17 protein-coding genes are annotated in these 16,099 nt (G+C 71.6%); 5 read left to right on the top strand and 12 right to left on the bottom strand.

Annotated features, from left to right (window positions below; all coding sequences use genetic code 11):
• Nucleotides 1–33: 33 nt before the first annotated feature.
• The 6 genes from A6A27_RS23530 to A6A27_RS23505 form a co-directional block, all read right to left on the bottom strand.
• A complete protein-coding gene (locus A6A27_RS23530; protein ID WP_073836827.1) occupies nucleotides 34–1,002 on the bottom strand; it encodes an NAD(P)/FAD-dependent oxidoreductase in 969 nt (322 codons plus the stop codon).
• Between the two features lie 104 nt (nucleotides 1,003–1,106).
• Nucleotides 1,107–1,769 (bottom strand): rhomboid family intramembrane serine protease, encoded by a 663-nt coding sequence (locus A6A27_RS23525; protein WP_073836826.1) that lies wholly within the window; start codon nucleotides 1,767–1,769, stop codon nucleotides 1,107–1,109.
• A gap of 112 nt (nucleotides 1,770–1,881) precedes the next feature.
• Complete coding sequence (locus A6A27_RS23520; RefSeq protein ID WP_073836825.1) at nucleotides 1,882–2,556, bottom strand: lytic transglycosylase domain-containing protein; 675 nt, start codon at nucleotides 2,554–2,556, stop codon at nucleotides 1,882–1,884.
• 284 nt (nucleotides 2,557–2,840) lie between these two features.
• The gene (locus tag A6A27_RS23515; RefSeq protein WP_073836824.1) at nucleotides 2,841–4,256 is read right to left on the bottom strand and encodes a PhoH family protein; all 1,416 of its coding nucleotides are present in this window, start codon (nucleotides 4,254–4,256) and stop codon (nucleotides 2,841–2,843) included.
• A 345-nt stretch (nucleotides 4,257–4,601) separates the two neighbouring features.
• On the bottom strand, nucleotides 4,602–5,036 hold the full coding sequence (locus A6A27_RS23510; protein WP_073836823.1) for a hypothetical protein: 435 nt from the start codon (nucleotides 5,034–5,036) through the stop codon (nucleotides 4,602–4,604).
• Between the two features lie 91 nt (nucleotides 5,037–5,127).
• On the bottom strand, nucleotides 5,128–5,469 hold the full coding sequence (locus A6A27_RS23505) for a hypothetical protein (protein WP_073836822.1): 342 nt from the start codon (nucleotides 5,467–5,469) through the stop codon (nucleotides 5,128–5,130).
• Nucleotides 5,470–5,733: 264 nt separating this feature from the next.
• Between A6A27_RS23505 and A6A27_RS23500 the strand changes: the two genes are divergently transcribed.
• The 3 genes from A6A27_RS23500 (at nucleotide 5,734) to otsB (ending at nucleotide 7,582) form a co-directional block, all read left to right on the top strand.
• Nucleotides 5,734–6,174: a helix-turn-helix domain-containing protein gene (locus tag A6A27_RS23500; protein ID WP_073836821.1), complete on the top strand. Its 441-nt coding sequence runs from the start codon at nucleotides 5,734–5,736 to the stop codon at nucleotides 6,172–6,174.
• 162 nt (nucleotides 6,175–6,336) lie between these two features.
• Entirely contained in the window at nucleotides 6,337–6,690 is a 354-nt protein-coding gene (locus A6A27_RS23495) for a hypothetical protein (RefSeq protein ID WP_073836820.1), read from the top strand.
• 67 nt (nucleotides 6,691–6,757) lie between these two features.
• Entirely contained in the window at nucleotides 6,758–7,582 is an 825-nt protein-coding gene (gene otsB / locus A6A27_RS23490) for a trehalose-phosphatase (RefSeq protein WP_073836819.1), read from the top strand.
• 38 nt (nucleotides 7,583–7,620) lie between these two features.
• On the opposite strand, the gene A6A27_RS23485 is transcribed toward otsB, so the two are convergent.
• The 4 genes from A6A27_RS23485 to A6A27_RS23470 form a co-directional block, all read right to left on the bottom strand.
• Nucleotides 7,621–8,391: an isoprenyl transferase gene (locus A6A27_RS23485; RefSeq protein WP_073836818.1), complete on the bottom strand. Its 771-nt coding sequence runs from the start codon at nucleotides 8,389–8,391 to the stop codon at nucleotides 7,621–7,623.
• 31 nt (nucleotides 8,392–8,422) lie between these two features.
• Nucleotides 8,423–9,565: a geranylgeranyl reductase family protein gene (locus A6A27_RS23480; protein WP_073836817.1), complete on the bottom strand. Its 1,143-nt coding sequence runs from the start codon at nucleotides 9,563–9,565 to the stop codon at nucleotides 8,423–8,425.
• Nucleotides 9,566–9,664: 99 nt separating this feature from the next.
• Nucleotides 9,665–10,516 carry a hypothetical protein gene (locus A6A27_RS23475; protein ID WP_073836816.1) on the bottom strand — a complete coding sequence of 284 codons (852 nt, stop codon included), beginning with the start codon at nucleotides 10,514–10,516 and terminating at the stop codon, nucleotides 9,665–9,667.
• Between the two features lie 37 nt (nucleotides 10,517–10,553).
• A complete protein-coding gene (locus A6A27_RS23470) occupies nucleotides 10,554–12,398 on the bottom strand; it encodes a phosphoenolpyruvate carboxykinase (GTP) (RefSeq protein ID WP_073836815.1) in 1,845 nt (614 codons plus the stop codon).
• 493 nt (nucleotides 12,399–12,891) lie between these two features.
• On the opposite strand from A6A27_RS23470, the gene A6A27_RS23465 reads away from it, so the two are divergent.
• A complete protein-coding gene (locus A6A27_RS23465; protein ID WP_073836814.1) occupies nucleotides 12,892–13,428 on the top strand; it encodes a GtrA family protein in 537 nt (178 codons plus the stop codon).
• A 63-nt stretch (nucleotides 13,429–13,491) separates the two neighbouring features.
• The gene (locus tag A6A27_RS23460) at nucleotides 13,492–14,211 is read left to right on the top strand and encodes a GtrA family protein (RefSeq protein ID WP_073836813.1); all 720 of its coding nucleotides are present in this window, start codon (nucleotides 13,492–13,494) and stop codon (nucleotides 14,209–14,211) included.
• A 95-nt stretch (nucleotides 14,212–14,306) separates the two neighbouring features.
• Here the strand turns inward: A6A27_RS23460 and A6A27_RS23455 are convergent, their stop codons facing one another.
• Both A6A27_RS23455 and A6A27_RS23450 read right to left on the bottom strand, forming a co-directional pair.
• Nucleotides 14,307–14,879 carry a PH domain-containing protein gene (locus tag A6A27_RS23455; protein WP_073836812.1) on the bottom strand — a complete coding sequence of 191 codons (573 nt, stop codon included), beginning with the start codon at nucleotides 14,877–14,879 and terminating at the stop codon, nucleotides 14,307–14,309.
• A gap of 127 nt (nucleotides 14,880–15,006) precedes the next feature.
• Nucleotides 15,007–15,882, bottom strand: a complete 876-nt coding sequence (locus A6A27_RS23450; RefSeq protein WP_073836811.1) for a biotin--[acetyl-CoA-carboxylase] ligase — start codon at nucleotides 15,880–15,882, stop codon at nucleotides 15,007–15,009.
• Between the last annotated feature and the right edge of the window lie 217 nt (nucleotides 15,883–16,099).

Below are 16,099 nucleotides of genomic sequence, written 5' to 3'. Positions count from 1 at the left end.
TCCTCGCCTCAGCAACGGGCGAGACGTCAGCGGTCAGGTGCCGTCGGAGGAGTGGCCGGGGAACAGGTGGGCCGTCGGGTCGATGACCACCGCGGCGTTGTTCACCGCCGTGGCCGCCTCGCCGAAGCCGGTGGCGATCAGCCGGACCTTGCCCGGGTACTCGGTGATGTCCCCGGCCGCGAAGACCCGCGGCAGGTTGGTGGCCATCGCGCTGTCCACCAGGATGTGCCGCCGGTCCAGCCGCAGGCCCCACTCGGCGAGCGGGCCCAGGTCGGCGGTGAAGCCGAGTGCGGCGACCAGGGTGTCCACCGGCAGGGTCTGCACCCCGCCGCCACGTACGGTGATTTCCACGCCGGTGACCTGATCCTCGCCGTGCAACCGGGTCACCTCGGCGTTGACCACCAGCCGGACGGGCAGCGACCGCACCCGGGCGACGGTCGACGCGTGGGCGCGGAACTTCTCCCGCCGGTGCACCAGCGTCACCGAGCGGGCGATCGGCTCAAGCGTCACCGCCCAGTCGAAGGCCGAGTCGCCGCCGCCCACGATGACCACGTCCCGGCCGGCCAGCTCGGCCGGCTGCGGTACGAAGTAGACGATCCCGCCGCCCAGGAAGCTGTCAGCCACCGGCAGCGGCCGGGGCGTGAAACTGCCCAGGCCGCCGGTCACCAGCACCGCGCCGCAGCGCAGCTGCTCGCCGCCGGCCAGGCCGAGCACCGGCCGCCCGTCGAGGTACGACAGCTTCTCCGCCCGTGCGCCGAGCAGGTATTCGGGATGGAACGGCGCGGCCTGGGCGACCAGGTTCGCCACCAGCTCCCGCCCTTTGATGGCGGGGAACCCGGCGACGTCGAGGATGAGCTTCTCCGGGTACATGGCGGTCACCTGCCCACCCGGCTCGGGCAGCGCGTCGACCACCGCCACGGAGAGCCCGCGGAACCCGGCGTAGTAGGCGGCGAAGAGCCCGGCCGGACCGGCGCCGATCACGGCGACATCGACCTCGCGCATGGCGCACCGTCACTTCCCGCTCACGGATCAACGCGTGCTGGTCCCGACGGTAGGCGGACCGGTGCCGCCGGGCAAGCACCTGACGCCGACGGCTCGATGCCCGGTCAGGGCAGGGTCACCGTGGGCGACTCACTGCGTGCCCCCGCCGGTCCGTTCGCTCGACGGCGGCGGAACAGGATGGCCGCCGCCACCCCGCCGAGCAGCCCGAACAGGTGCCCCTGCCAGGAGATGAGCTCGTCGGTGGGGAGGATGCCGAGCAACTGCCAGCCGTAGAGCAGGCCGACCAGCAGCACCACCGCGAGGTTCCACCAGCTCCGCTCCACGACGCCGCGGGTCAGCAGAATGCCGAGATAGCCGAAGATCACCCCGCTCGCGCCGACCACCACCGAGTTCGGGGAGCCGGTGAACCACACGCCCAGGCCGCTGACCAGGATGATCACCAGAGTGGACCAGAGGAACCGGTGGGTGCCGGCGGCCAGCACGAACGTGCCGAGCAGGATCAGCGGGATGCTGTTGCTGTAGAGGTGGTTGAAGTCGGCGTGCAGGAACGGCGAGAAGAACACCCCGTCGAGCCCCTGGATCCGGTGCGGGATGATCCCGGCGGTGACGTCGAGGTTGGCGTGCAGGCCGACGTCGAGCGCCTCGATGAGGAACAGCACCGGCACGACCGCGCACATGGCCACGAAGGCCCGGCCCAGTGCGGCGTAGAACGCCTCGGTGCCGAACCGTCGGGGATCGTCGCTCGTCGAGCCATCGCGCCAGGTCACGTACCAACAGCTATCAGCAATCCCGGCCGGCCGCCACCCGAGCGCCCCGGCACGCCCCGACATGACGACGGCGGGATGGATGCCCGCCCACCCCGCCGTCGTCACCGTCCGATCAGTACCAGCCCTTGTTCTGCGAGTGCTGCCAGGCACCGCACGGGTTGTTGTACCGGCCCTCGATGTAGCCGAGGCCCCACTTGATCTGGGTGGCCGGGTTGGTCTTCCAGTCGGCCGCGACCGAGCCCATCTTGCTGCCGGGCAGGGCCTGCGGGATCCCGTACGCGCCGGACCCCTCGTTGTAGGCCTTGTGGTTCCAGCCGCTCTCCTTGGTCCAGAGCCTGTCCAGGCACGGGAACTGGTCGATGCCGAAGCCCTCCTGCAGCATGATGGCGCAACCGATGGCCCGGTTGCCGCTGTACTCCTCGCAGGAGGCCGGGATCGGCCCGTCGTACGGCTTGGTCGCGGCCGCCGCCTCGCGTGCCTTCTTCCGGGACGCGGCGGCCGCCTCGGCCTCCCGGGCCCGCCGGGCGGCCTCCTTGGCGGCCGCCGCCGCCTGCAGCTTCGCCTGGTACTCGGCGGCCCGCTGCCGGGCCGACTCCAGGCGGTGGTCCGCCTGCCGCTCGCGCTGGTACGCGTACTCCGCCTGGTCGACCTCCAGGCCGGCCTGCGCAGTCAGACCCTCTTGCTGGGCCTGTCGGTCTTCGCCCAGGTAGAAGCCGCCAGCAACGCCCACGGAGAGCAGCGCGACAGCGGCCGTACGGGCACCGAACCGGCTCCACAGCCGACTCACGAAGTGTCCCTTCGTCGGGGGCAAGGACGCGACGCGACGCGTGGCCGTCGGTGGGCCGCGCCGGCGTCGCGAGCGCCCCGACCCCGCGGTCGCAGCCGACGCACCGGCGTTCGTGGCTCTCCGCCGTCCGTGGCGAACGATGCTCGACGATGCTCCCGGTACATGAGCGCTCGTTGGACACCATTGCGCACGGTGAGGCTGATGGGAAATGAAGACGGCCAATTGTGATCTGCACCACAATGTGAACGCCGTCAAACAGGGACGAAGATGCCGGCTGATCGGCCTCAGAGGGGAATGTCCTCCAACAGATCCGTGACCATCGCGGCGATCGGAGAACGCTCCGAACGGCTGAGGGTGACGTGCGCGAAGAGGGGATGACCCTTCAACGCCTCGATCACCGCGGTCACCCCGTCATGCCGCCCCACCCGGAGGTTGTCCCGCTGGGCCACGTCGTGGGTGAGCACCACCCGGGACCCCTGACCGATCCGGGACAGCACGGTGAGCAGCACGCCCCGCTCCAACGACTGCGCCTCGTCCACGATGACGAAGGCGTCGTGCAGGCTGCGACCGCGGATGTGGGTCAGCGGCAGCACCTCCAGCAGACCCCGCGAGGTGACCTCCTCAAGCACGTTCTCATGCACCACCGCGCCGAGCGTGTCGAAGACCGCCTGCGCCCAGGGCGACATCTTCTCCGACTCCGAGCCGGGCAGATATCCGAGCTCCTGGCCGCCGACCGCGTAGAGCGGGCGGAAGACGATCACCTTCTTGTGCCGGCGACGCTCCATCACCGCCTCCAGGCCGGCGCAGAGCGCCAGCGCGGACTTGCCGGTGCCGGCCCGGCCACCCAGCGAGACGATGCCGATCGACTCGTCCAGCAGCAGGTCGAGCGCGATCCGCTGCTCCGCCGAGCGGCCGTGCACGCCGAACGCCTCCCGGTCGCCGCGGACCAGCCGGACGGTCTTGTCGGGCCGCACCCGGCCGAGCGCCGAGCCGCGCGTCGAGTGCAGCACCAACCCGGTGTGGCAGGGCAGATCGCCGGCCGCGTCGACGTCCAGCGTCTCCCCCGCGTACAGCCGGGCGATCTCCTCCTCGGCCAGGTCCAGCTCGGCCATCCCGGTCCAGGTCGGGTCGCTGGCCTGGCCGTGCCGGTACTCGTCGGCCCGCAGCCCGACCGAGGCCGCCTTCACCCGCAGCGGCATGTCCTTGCTGACCAGGGTGACCTCCCGCCCCTCGGCGGCGAGGTTGAGCGCCACAGAGAGGATCCGGGCATCGTTCGACTCGTTCCGGAAGCCGGGCGGCAGCACCCCGTCGTCGGTGTGGTTCAGCTCCACCCGGAGGGTGCCGCCCTGGTCGTTGGCGGGCACCGGCCGGTCCAGCCGGCCGTGCTTCACCCGCAGCTCGTCCAGCATGCGCAGCGACCGGCGGGCGAACCAGCCCAGCTCGGGGTGGTGCCGCTTGCCCTCCAACTCGGAGATGACCACCAGCGGCAGCACCACCTCGTGCTCGGCGAAGCGGTGGAACGCCGCGGGATCGGAGAGGAGGACCGAGGTGTCCAGGACGAAGGCCGGACCGGCTGGTCGGGGCTCCTCGGTGCCGGCCGGCGCGGCTGCCGCCGCCCGGCGGCTGCGGGTGGTCCGGCGGGTGGTGGCAGTCGCGGCCGGGGTCTGGTCGGCACCGGCGGGGGTACGGCGAGTCGTCACAGGCCTGCTCCGCGGATGGGCACCCGGCCACCCGTATTCCGCCTCGTCCGGTGCCCGGTGGACACGGGGTCGGATGCGGGCCCCGTGCGCGAGGTCGCAGGTCCGGGCTCTCCGGCTGGCCCGGGAAAACCCCGCGCCATGCTTAGACGCTAATGGCACCTGAGCCCGTCGGCTAGTGGTGCGGATGGATCTCACCTGACCGGGAGATGAACGGCGCACGGCGGAACCGGCCGGGATGCATGCCCCCTGCGCGCATCCCGGCCGGCGGAGCCACCGTCACCGGTCTGACGTGGCCCCGACGGTGCGCGTCCGCCGCGGACGACACACCGTGCTCTGGGGCGGGGCTCAGCCCTGCTGGCGGACGAGGGTCCCGGTCGGCCGCCCGCCGGCGACGGAGGCGCTGAACGAGGACCCGGTGTACGTGGTGCCCTGCCGGGTGGCGAGCCCGCCGAGCTGGGCGGTCGCGGTGGCCCGCAGGGCCGGGCTGGAGGTCGCCCGCGCGGTGACCGCGGCGGGGGCGACCGTGCCGGCGAACGGGGCCGCGGCGCGGGTGGCCGAGGTGGTCACCGACGTCGGCACCGGACCGGCCAGTGCCGGGGCGATCGCGGCCTGCGCGTCGCGGCGCCGCCGGTGCCAGGCGCCCCGGTCGCCGTCGAAGTATCCCTGCCGGTAGCCGAACCGGTAGCCGATCCGGTAGCTGAGCTGGCCGTGCAGCCGACCTGCCGCGTAGCAGGTCGACCCGAGCACGAGTACGAGCACGACGGCGAGGAACGGGCTCATCCGGTCACTCCCGAAGAGGTCGGGTCGACAACTCGTGGCGCGGCGCCGGACGTGTCGGGCGGGAGTCGCCGCTCCAGGTCGGCCCGCCGGGTCATCGCTCCTCCGGCTCGACCTCGGGGTCGACGACCAGCAGCCGCTCCAGGTCGGCGGTGCTGACCTCCTCGACCAGCTCGACGCTGATCCGGCAGCCGTCCAGGATCACCTCGGCCACCGAGGAGCGCCGGATCTCCCCACCGGCGTCGTAGACCCGGACGCTCAACTCCGGACAGCCGAGGTGGGTCCGCCAGGCGTTCCACTCGTCCCGGTCACCGACACTGAGAGAGAGGTACCGGCAGCCCCGGGCGAGGTATAGGCGCCACGGCGCGCTCAGCCCGGCGGCCACGCCGTCCGCGATCAGGCCGAAGGCCTGGGCACGGGTCGCGAGCTCGGTCACGAGACCCCCTCGTCACCCGCGGAGTGACGCATGTGAGCACTAATCGTCTCATGCACGTGACACACCGTAAGTTGTCTCATGAGCGTGACAGTATCAGCTTTTCGTCTGTTTACCGCCGTCCTGGGGTCCTTCTATTCTGCCCGGGTGACACCCCTCAGGAGCAGCACTGGATCGTTTACCGGAAATCCGAGAACCTCGTCACGTCAGCGTGACAGCAGCGTGCCGGGACGCGCCCGCGAGGCCGACGGGTCGTACCGTCACGGAGTGACCGAGACCGCCAACGCCCGGAAGATCGCCTTCGCCACCTTCGTCCGCCGCGCGCTGGACGACGCGCGGGCCATGCGGGCCTGGAGCGGCACCGAGGTCTCCCGGCGCACCGGGGTCTCCCGGCAGACCATCAACCGTTGGGTACGCGGCGACTGGGCCAGCGACCCCGAGGCGGAACGGGTGGTCGCCTTCTGCGAGGGCTTGGGCCTCAACCCGGCAGCCGCCTTCACCGCCCTGGGCTGGGACCGCGCCGCCACCCCGCGCGCCGCCGCCACCCCGCCGCCGATGGACCCCGACGTCGAGGCACTGCTCCGCCGACTGGTCGACCCGAACGTGTCGGACGCGGAGAAATTCCATATTCGAGAAACCATTCGCTACCTCGCTTATCGGCCAACCCTCCCGGTCAATCTCCGAAATAGCGGTAAACAGGCGGGGTAGTTCCTCAGATGGCGAAAGAACCGAAGGTCAGACCCGTTCGTTTCGCCCCGCGGGCGGAACGGGCACGCTAGCGTCCCTATTCGTACTGCTGGGGCTCGTCGTCGGCGGGGGGACGGGACAAGGCCGAACCCAGCCCTGCGGGACAGAAGGAGGGGTCTGTCCATGACCCTGAAATGGTTGGCAGTCGTGGTCGCGGTGGTGTCGGTGACATCGTGCGTGACCGGCAACGTGGTGGTGGGCGTACTGAACGGCGGGGAGCTTCCGCTGATCGTCAACCTCTTCGCGCTCATCACGGCCGGCACCGCGGTGGTCCTCGCCGTCCTCGCCGAGCTGCACGACCGGCTCAACGACCGGGTCAGCGCGCTGACCGAGTTCCTGGTGGCGCGGCTCAACGAGATCGAGGCGCACACCGGCGACCGGAACACCGGCTTCGTGGAGGGCTACCTGCTGAGCCACGGCCCGGAGGCGGCCGTGGTGCCGTTCGGGCGCCGGGGGCGGGGAGCCGCCGAACGCTGATCCACGTCGCCCGAACGTCACATCTCGGCCACGAATATGCCGCCGTGACCGGGGTACGCTGTCGCGCGTGCCGCCGTTGAACCTGGGCAACCAGCAGCCGAAGACCCCGTTGGACGTGGAGCACGCCTGGCGGGCCACCGCCACCCGTGCCGCCGACGTGGTGTTCTTCTTCGACTTCGACGGCACCCTGGCGCCGGTCGACGACGATCCCACCGCCGTACGGCCCGCGCCGAAGGTGCTCGCCGCCCTGGAGGCGCTCGCCCCGCACGTACGCCGGATCGCCATCGTCTCCGCCCGCCCGGTCGAGTTCCTTCGCGACCAGCTCGGCGGCCTCGAGGGCATCGACCTCTACGGGCTCTACGGGCTGGAGCACAGCCACTCCGGCGGGGAGACCGTGACCGAGCCGGCCGCCCTGCCCTGGGTGCCGACCATGGCGGAACTGGCCGAGCAGGCGCGCGCGGAACTGCCGCCCGGCGCCCTCGTGGAGTTCAAGCGGCTCTCGGTCGCCCTGCACTGGCGCACCGCTCCGCAGCTCGGCGACCTGGTCCAGGAATGGGGCCGGGCCCGGGCCGAGCGACTGGGCCTGCGCTGCCAGGCCGGACGCATGGTGCTGGAACTGAAGCCCCCGGTCGACCGGGACAAGGGCATGGTCATCGGTGAGGCGGTTCGGGACACCGCCGGCGCCTGGTACTTCGGTGACGACGTCTCCGACCTCAAGGCGTTCGCCGCGCTACGCGCCCGCGCCGCCGCCGATCCGGACTTCATCGGCGTCTGCGTGGCCGTCGCCAACCCGGAGACCGGGCACGAGGTCGCCGACGCCGCCGACCTCACCCTGGAGTCGCCCGCCGCCCTCGCCGACTTCCTCAGCACGGCCCTGTCCCGGCTGCGCTGACCGCTCCACGGGCCGGTGGCCGGGCGATCGCGCCGCGGTCAGACGCCGTAGCGGCGCTGGCGGGTGGCGTACGAGCGCAGGGCCCGGAGGAAGTCGACCCGCCGGAAGTCGGGCCAGTTGAGCTCGCAGAAGTAGAACTCCGAGTGGGCCGACTGCCAGAGCATGAAGCCGGACAGGCGCTGCTCGCCGCTGGTCCGGATGATCAGATCCGGGTCCGGCAGGCCCTTGGTGTAGAGGTGCTCGGAGATCAGGTCGACGTCGATCGAGCCGGCCAGCTCCTCGATGGTCCCGCCGTTGGCCGCGTGCTCCAGCAGCAGCGAGCGGACCGCGTCCGCGATCTCGCGCCGCCCGCCGTACCCGACGGCGATGTTGACCTGCGCCCCGCCGCTGCGGTCCCGGGTGCGCTCCGCGGCGGCCTTGAGCGCGGCGGCGTGGTGCGCGGGCAGCACGTCGAGGGCGCCCACCATGCGCAGCCGCCAGGGGTTGCCCTCCTCGGCCAGCTCGGTGGTGAGGTCCTCGATGATCTGGAGCAGCGGATCCAGCTCGGTGGCCGGTCGGGAGAGATTGTCGGTGGAGAGCAGCCAGAGGGTCACGTGCCCGACGCCGGCCGCGTCGCACCAGCGCAGCAGCTCCTTGATCCGCTCCGCGCCCATCCGGTGGCCGTCGTTCGGATCGACGAAGCCCATCTCCCGGGCCCATCTGCGGTTGCCGTCGCACATCACGCCGACGTGCCGGGGCACCGGCTTGCCCGCGAGCCTCGCCGTCAGCCGGCGCTCGTACACGGAGTAGAGGAGTTTCCGCAGAGTCATCACCTTGCAGGGTAGCGACCCAGGTTGAAGATCAGTGTCGCGGTGGCTGGTCTCGGTTGGTGAGACCGATGCCGATCATGGCCAGGGTGCGGGCGTCGAGACGTCCGTCACCCAGCCCCAGCTCCACCACGGTCCGGTAGACCCGGCCGTCCCGCCGGGCCGCACCGACCGCCGCGTCCACCACCTGGCGCCGTCGGGCCAGCCAGGCCGCCACCGAGCTGTGCCGCAGATGTGTGCCGAGCCGGCCGCGGAGGGTGTCGGCGTACCGGCGGGCCGCCCGCGCCGGGCTGCCGGCCGCCGCCGCGCCGGCCAGCGCGCCGGAGCGCAGCGCGTAGAAGATGCCCTCGCCGGTGAACGGATTGATCAGCGAGAGCGCGTCGCCGGCCAGCACCACCCGACCCCGCCCCGGCGCCGGCCGGTGCGTGGAGAGCGGCAGGTGATGGGCCCGCAACTCGGTGACCGTGGCAGGGTCGGTGCCGGGCAGCAGGGCGGCCAGGCGGTCCAGCAGGTGCGTCCGGGTCAACGGCTCGCCGCGCAGCACCTCGCCGTACCCGACGTTCGCCCGGCCGTCGCCGATCGGAAAGGACCAGGCGTACGCCGGCCAGCGCGGGGCCGAGGTGACGATGAGCTGCTCGGGCGGCCCGGGCAGCGCCGGGGCGTAGCCACGGATGGCGAGCGCGAGGTGGCGGTCCGGGTTCACCGGGTGGCCGAGCGCCCGGCGGAGCACCGAGCCGGCGCCGTCCGCCCCCACCACGGCCCGCCCGGCCAACTCGCCGTCGAACACCACCCGGTCGGCACGCAGGTCGACCCGGCGTACGGCGTGCCGGCGCAGCTCCGCCCCGGCCGCGACCGCCGCGGCCACCAGCCGCGCGTCGAACACCGCCCGGGGCACCGTGTACGCGGGCCGGGGCAGCTCCCGCGCCACCGTGCCGCCGCCGGGCCCGACGAGACGTAGCACGGGCAGCGGGGCGTACCCGTCGACCGCCCCGGTCACGCCCAGCTCGGCGAGGACGTCCAGCGCGTGCGCCGCGATGCCGTCGCCGCACGCCTTGTCGCGGGGGAAGTCGTACCGGTCCAGCAGCAGCACCCGGGCCCCGGCCCGCCGCGCGGACAGCGCCGCGGCCGACCCCGCCGGCCCCGCCCCCACCACGATCACGTCCCACTCCTCACCCACCCACCCATCCTCCCCCCGCCGGCCCCGCCAGGACCCCCATCGGCGTTGATCAAGAACTTTGCGGCGCCGTCCGGCCAGATCCGGGCGCAAACCTCTTGATCAACCGGTGGGGGTGGGGTGGGTGCGGTGGAGGGAGTAGAGGGCCAGGGCGGCGGCGGCCAGCAGGGGGGCGCCGTCGCGGACGAGGCCGTCCAGGCCGAGGAGCCACCAGCACAGCGGCAGGTCGACGGCGAGCGTGCCGAGGGTGATCGCGACCAGTAGCTTCCGGGCCCAGCTCCGGCCGCGCAGCAGGAACGCGGTGCAGAAGAGCACCAGGTAGCTGACCGCGATGCCGGCCGCGAACCAGAACAGCACCGCGGGTACGGAGCTCAGCCGGCCGTCCAGGATGGACCCGCCCGCGACCAGCGCCGGGACCAGCACCAGCGGGCTGTACGTGAACGCGGCGGCCCGGGCGGTGAGCAGCCACCCGGTCACCGCCGGGCGCTTCGGCGCGACCTCCCGCCAGGAGAGCCTGCCACCGGAGATGACCAGGCCCTTGCGGTGCCGGACCAGGTGGCCGCCGACCACGTCCGACCGGTAGAGCAGCCCGACCACCGCCACGCAGAGGCCGGTGAGCAGCCCGAAGCCGAGCAGGCCGGGCAGCGGCGGCACCCCCGCCCGGGGGACGACCAGCCGCCCCACCGCGAAGACCGTGGTCACCGCGAGGATCAGCCCCAGCGGCTTCGCCACGGCACGGCCCCGGTTCACGTGCCCGATCAGCACCAGGAAGCCCAGCGAGCGGAGCATCGCCCAGCCGGTCCGTACGGCGAGCCCGAACTCCTGCCCCGGGGCGTACCACCAGTTGAGCAGCTCGACCACGACGGTGGCCGCCGCCGTGACGCCGAGCAGCAGGGTCAGCGCCCGGACGGCGGACGGCCGCCGGACCTCGATGGTCGCGGCGGCCGTCCTCATGGCATCCGATGTTGCCCGGTGCGGGCAACCGGCACACCTATCGCTGGGGCTGCTCCGCGTCGAGCCGGGCGCGCAGCGCGTCCAGTTCGGCCCAGAGGACACCGGGGAGCTTGTCCCCGAACTTCTCGAACCACTCGGTGACCAGCGGCAGCTCGTTGCGCCACTCCTCCGGGTCGACCTTCATGGCGATCCGGACGTCCTCCGGGGTCATGTCCAGACCCTCGACGTCGAGCGCGTCCAGGGCCGGGACCATGCCGATCGGGGTCTCGACCGCCTCGGCGCGGCCCTCGATCCGCTCGATGATCCACTTGAGCACCCGGGAGTTCTCGCCGAAGCCCGGCCAGAGGAAGTTGCCCTCGGGGTCCTTGCGGAACCAGTTGACGTAGTAGATCTTGGGCAGCTTCGACTCGTCGCCGTCGACGCCCTTGCCCATCTCGATCCAGTGCCGGAAGTAGTCACCGGCGTTGTAGCCGATGAACGGCAGCATGGCCATCGGGTCGCGGCGGACCACACCGACCGCGCCGGAGGCCGCTGCGGTGGTCTCCGAGGAGAGCGTGGCGCCCATGTAGACACCGTGCACCCAGTCGCGGGCCTCGGTGACCAGCGGGACGGTGTCCCGGCGTCGGCCGCCGAACAGGATGGCGTCGATCGGCACCCCGTTCGGGTCGTAGTAGTCCTCGGCCAGGATCGGGCACTGCGTGATCGGGGTGCAGAACCGGCTGTTGGCGTGCGAGGAGAGGTTGTCGCTCTCCGGCGTCCAGTCGTTGCCCTTCCAGTCGATCAGGTGCGCCGGCGGCTCACCCATGCCCTCCCACCAGATGTCACCGTCGTCGGTCAGGGCGACGTTGGTGAAGACCGAGTTGCCGCGGTCCAGCGTCCGCATCGCGTTGGCGTTGGTCTTCCAGTCGGTGCCGGGCGCGACGCCGAAGAGGCCGAACTCCGGGTTGATCGCGTAGAGGCGGCCGTCCGGGCCGAATCGCATCCAGGCGATGTCGTCGCCGATGGTCTCGACCTTCCAGCCCGGGATGGTCGGCTCCAGCATGGCGAGGTTGGTCTTGCCGCACGCCGACGGGAACGCGCCGGCGACGTGGTAGACGCGCCCCTCGGGCGAGGTGATCTTGAGGATCAGCATGTGCTCGGCGAGCCAGCCCTCGTCGCGGCCCATCACGCTGGCGATCCGCAGCGAGTAGCACTTCTTGCCGAGCAGCGAGTTGCCGCCGTAGCCGGAGCCGAAGGACCAGATCTCCCGGGTCTCCGGGAAGTGCGAGATGTACTTCGTGTCGTTGCACGGCCACGGCACGTCCTGCTGGCCGGGGGCGAGCGGGGCGCCGATGGAGTGCAGCGCGTGCACGAAGTCGGCGTCGTCGCCCATCGCCTCCAGGACCTTGGCACCCATCCGCGTCATGATCCGCATCGAGGCGACCACGTACCCGCTGTCGGTGATCTCGACGCCGAACATGGGGTTCTTCGCCTCGACCGGACCCATCACGAACGGGATGACGTACATCGTCCGGCCGCGCATCGAACCGCGGTAAAGGTCGGTCATGGTGCGCTTCATCTCGGACGGCGCCATCCAGTTGTTGGTGGGGCCGGCGTCCGCCTCGTCAACCGAGCAGATGAAGGTGCGCTCCTCGACCCGCGCGACGTCCGTCGGGTCCGTACGCGCGTAGAACGAGTTGGGCTTCTTCTCGGGGTTCAGCCGGATCAGGGTGCCGTTCTCGACGAGTTCGTCGGTGAGGCGGCGCCACTCCTCATCGGACCCGTCCACCCAGACCACCCGATCGGGCGTGGTCAGTTCCGCGACCTCACGTACCCAGGCAAGCAGTTTGGGGTGGGACGTCGGGGCCTGATCGATACCCCGAACAGTAGCCGGAGCAACCATGTCACATCTCCTTGTGGTCGACGCTGACCGATGTATTGGATGCACGAGTTCTGGCGCGCTGGCGCGTCGCCTTCGTGGAAACCTGGGATTGGCCTCAGCGTAAACCGGCCTGCGTCGCGAGTCAGTGGGACTTGTTGTGAAGAACTGCACAAGGTACGGCCACGCTGCGGCATCGCGATCTGATACCCGCTTTCGCGCGCAGTTTCACGCAAATCTTGTGAAGAACCTTCGCCGGACGCTGGCGGAGCGACCCGTCGCGACCTTCCATCCCACCAACCGTGACTTCCGTGATCCGGTCCACAATTCGGCGACAGCCCGTTACGCTCCGTTCACAAAGGCGGGAACGGGCGGGGAGGCGGGGCGGCGTGAACACAACGTCCCGCAGGCAGACTTCCCGGCCCTCGGCGGCACGCCTGACCCGGGTGCCGCCCGCTCGCCGTTGCTACCCCGTCCAGGTACGCCCAACCGGTACTCTCGGCGGGTGGCCACGACGATGACCGGGGACCAGCCGGGGGCTCCGCAGACCCGTCGAGGTCTGCTCGGGGCGCTGATCGACCGTTTCGGTCACCTCGTCCGTGAGCTGAGCAAGTTCGCCACGGTTGGCGGGCTCGCCTTCCTCGTCGACTTCGCGCTCTTCAACTACCTGGCCAGCGTCCAGCACGAGCCGCCGGTGATGGCGAAGACCATCTCCACCGTGGTGGCCGCGACCATGGCGTTCCTCGGTAACCGGTTCTGGACCTGGCGGCACCGCCAGCGCAACCACCCGGCCCGGGAGTACGCGCTGTTCTTCTTCTTCAACGGCGTCGGCCTCGGCATCGCCGTGGGCTGCCTCGCGATCAGTCGCTACGGGCTGGGCGCCCTCTGGCCCCACGTGTTCCAGACCCCACTGGCCGACAACATCGCCAGCTTCATCGTCGGCACCGGCCTCGGGACGCTGTTCCGATTCTGGTCGTACCGGCGGTTCGTTTTCGTGGAAGCGGGAACTCCTCCCGTTCCGGCAACGAGCCACGACCGAGAGTCAGGGGCGTGACTCAGCGCCCATCCCGTCCCGCCGGGCCGAGCCGGCCCTGCCCGCTGCCCTAAGGTGTTTCGCATGCCTGGAGTCCGTCTGCTGCCCGAGCGCTGGCGGAAGTTCATCCACGAGGCGCTCAAGTTCGGCATCGTCGGCGGCATCAACACCGTCATCAATTACGCGGTGTTCAACGCGCTGGCACTCACGGTTTTCCGCGACGGCCAGCTCAAGGCGACGGTAGTGGCCACCATCGTCGCGACGATCACGTCTTATCTGATGAACCGGCACTGGACGTACCGGGATCGACCGAAGTCGGCCCTACGCCGCGAATACGTCCTGTTCTTCCTGTTCAACGCCACCGGCCTGCTCATCGAACTCGGCGTACTGGCGGCCGCGAAGTACGGCTTCGGCGTGACCAGCCTGCTCATGCTGAACGTCGCGAAGACCGGCGGTGTCCTGCTCGCCACCATGTTCCGGTTCTGGTCGTACCGGACGTTCGTCTTCCAGCCGGCTCCGCAGCACGCGAGGGAGAACTGGCACAGCATCCCGCGCGACGAATGGGACAACGTGGGCGAGATGGACCCGGTGGCGGAGCTGGCCGAGTCGGTCAGCGAGCTGGAGGAGACGGAGCCCCGGCCGGCCCCGCGGGCTACGCGGGCGGCCGACCACCGGCCGGACTACGCGCCGACCCAGAGCCGGCCCGCCGCGGCGGATGCCGGGCTCGGCCGGGTCCTCGGTGCCGACCTGGACGCCGAACTCGCCGCCGAACTCCAGCCCACCCCGCGCCGCCCCCGCCGCTGATCCGGCCGCGGGCACCGCGAGCAGAGTTGATCAAGAAGTTTGCGTCCGGACCACCGATGGATCCGGCGCAAACTTCTTGATCAGCAGGGTGAAGGTCAGGCGGACGGGTCGCGGAGGGACTTGCCCTCGCGCATGTCGGCCAGGATCTCGCGCATCTCGCCGTCACCCAGCGAGTGCTTGTCGTGGTGGGCCTCGACCAGCTCGTAGAGCTTGGTCTGCACCTTGTCGACGTGCGGCACGTCGGCGAGCACCGACTGGCCGCGCTCACCGGCCGACTCGATGGTGAGGGTGCCGCAGCCGAGCAGCCGCTCCACGAAACGCTGGTGCATCGAGTGGTCGTTGATCCGAGTCAGCGGCAGGTCCCGCCGGTTGCGGGAGAAAACCCCCTCCTGCAGCAGCACCCGCTCGTTGGTGAAGAGGTAGTGCGTGGTGCGCCAGACCAGGAACGGCCACAGGCCCAGCCAGAGCACCAGCACCAGGCCGAGGGCGGCGATCACGTAGAGCGCGATCATGCCGCCGTCGCCCTCGGGCAGCAGGACCCAGCCCGCGACCACCGCCGCGATGGTGAGCACCAGCACGAGGATCGGCCGGATCAGGGCCTTCCAGTGCGGGTGCAGGTGCAGCACGACGTGCTCGTCCTCGGTGAGCACGTCTTCGGGGAACGCCACGGGAACCTCCTCGCAGAACAGGACGCGCTGACCGTAACCGGTCGACGCTCGTCCACGGGATCAGCCGCGCGGCGGGTGTTGGGAGGGCCCCTTCCTATGCCGGAGGCGGCAGCAAGGGCCCTTCCGCTCAGCGCACGTGCAGCACGTCGCCGGCGGCGAGGCGGAGCTCGCCGGCCGGGCCGTCGACCAGCAGCTGGCCGTCCGGGTCCACCCCGGTGGCGGTGCCGTGCACCTCCCGGCCGTCGGGGAGCAGCACCCGGACCTGGCGGCCGACCGTGGCGCAGGCGGCCAGGTAGGCGTCCCGCAGGCCGCTGGCGACCGCGTCGCCGCCGGCCGAACGCCAGCGGTCGTACCAGTCGGCGAGGGAGCGGAGCAGGGCGCGCAGCAGCGGGTCCCGGTCGGTGGCGGCGGCCCCGGCGAGCTGGAGCGAGGTGGCGGGCAGCCCGGTCGGGTTCTCCGGCAGCTCGTCGGCGTGCAGCGTCACGTTGAGCCCGATGCCCACCACGATCGCGGGCGGCTGGTCCGGCGCGTCGCCCGGCACCGCCTCGGCCAGCACGCCCGCACACTTGGCGCCGTCGACGAGCAGGTCGTTGGGCCATTTCAGGCGGGCGTCCAGCTCGGCCAGCCGGGCCACCGCCTCGACCAGCGCGACCCCGGCGAGCAGCGGCAGCCAGCCGTACCGCAGGGATGGCACGGGGGACCAGTCGCGCTCCGCGACGGCCTCGCCAGGCCGGAGCAGGACGCTGGTCGCGATGCCGGCCCGGGGCGGCGACTGCCAGACCCGGCCGCGCCGGCCGCGGCCGGCGGTCTGCCGCTCCGCCACCACCACCAGCCCCTCCGGCTCGCCGGCCCGCGCGGCCTCGACCGCGTCGGCGTTGGTGGAGCCGGTCTCCGCGCGCAGCTCCAGCCGGCGCCACGGCCCGTGCGGGGCGACGAGCGCGCGCCGCAGCCGGGCCGCCGACAGCGGCGGGCGGTCCAGATTGGTGTACGGCGAGCTGGGCATCCCGCCAGCCTACGGCCCCCGCTGCGGGCGGTCGCCCGGAAGGCGGTGAGGCGCACTGCACAGCGGCACCCACCTGAACCATCGTTATATTCGCTGGGTGACTACCGAGACCGGGATCAACATCCACACCACCGCCGGCAAGCTGGCGGACCTGGAACGCCGGGTCGACGAGGCGGTGCACGCAGGGTCGGCGCGCGCGGTCGAGAAGCAGCACGCG

This window comes from Micromonospora sp. CB01531 (genome assembly GCF_001905095.1).
Lineage (GTDB): Bacteria > Actinomycetota > Actinomycetes > Mycobacteriales > Micromonosporaceae > Micromonospora.
Note: the sequence above shows the minus strand (reverse complement) of the source record. Positions and strands in the feature narration are given on the sequence as shown.

Coding starts and splice junctions, on each gene's coding strand:
- A6A27_RS23530 (WP_073836827.1), bottom strand. CDS start 1,002: ATGCGCGAGGTCGATGTCGCCGTGATCGGCGCCGGTCCGGCCGGGCTC.
- A6A27_RS23510 (WP_073836823.1), bottom strand. CDS start 5,036: ATGAGCCCGTTCCTCGCCGTCGTGCTCGTACTCGTGCTCGGGTCGACC.
- A6A27_RS23495 (WP_073836820.1), top strand. CDS start 6,337: ATGACCCTGAAATGGTTGGCAGTCGTGGTCGCGGTGGTGTCGGTGACA.
- A6A27_RS23485 (WP_073836818.1), bottom strand. CDS start 8,391: ATGACTCTGCGGAAACTCCTCTACTCCGTGTACGAGCGCCGGCTGACG.
- A6A27_RS23475 (WP_073836816.1), bottom strand. CDS start 10,516: ATGAGGACGGCCGCCGCGACCATCGAGGTCCGGCGGCCGTCCGCCGTC.
- A6A27_RS23470 (WP_073836815.1), bottom strand. CDS start 12,398: ATGGTTGCTCCGGCTACTGTTCGGGGTATCGATCAGGCCCCGACGTCC.
- A6A27_RS23465 (WP_073836814.1), top strand. CDS start 12,892: ATGACCGGGGACCAGCCGGGGGCTCCGCAGACCCGTCGAGGTCTGCTC.
- A6A27_RS23460 (WP_073836813.1), top strand. CDS start 13,492: ATGCCTGGAGTCCGTCTGCTGCCCGAGCGCTGGCGGAAGTTCATCCAC.
- A6A27_RS23450 (WP_073836811.1), bottom strand. CDS start 15,882: ATGCCCAGCTCGCCGTACACCAATCTGGACCGCCCGCCGCTGTCGGCG.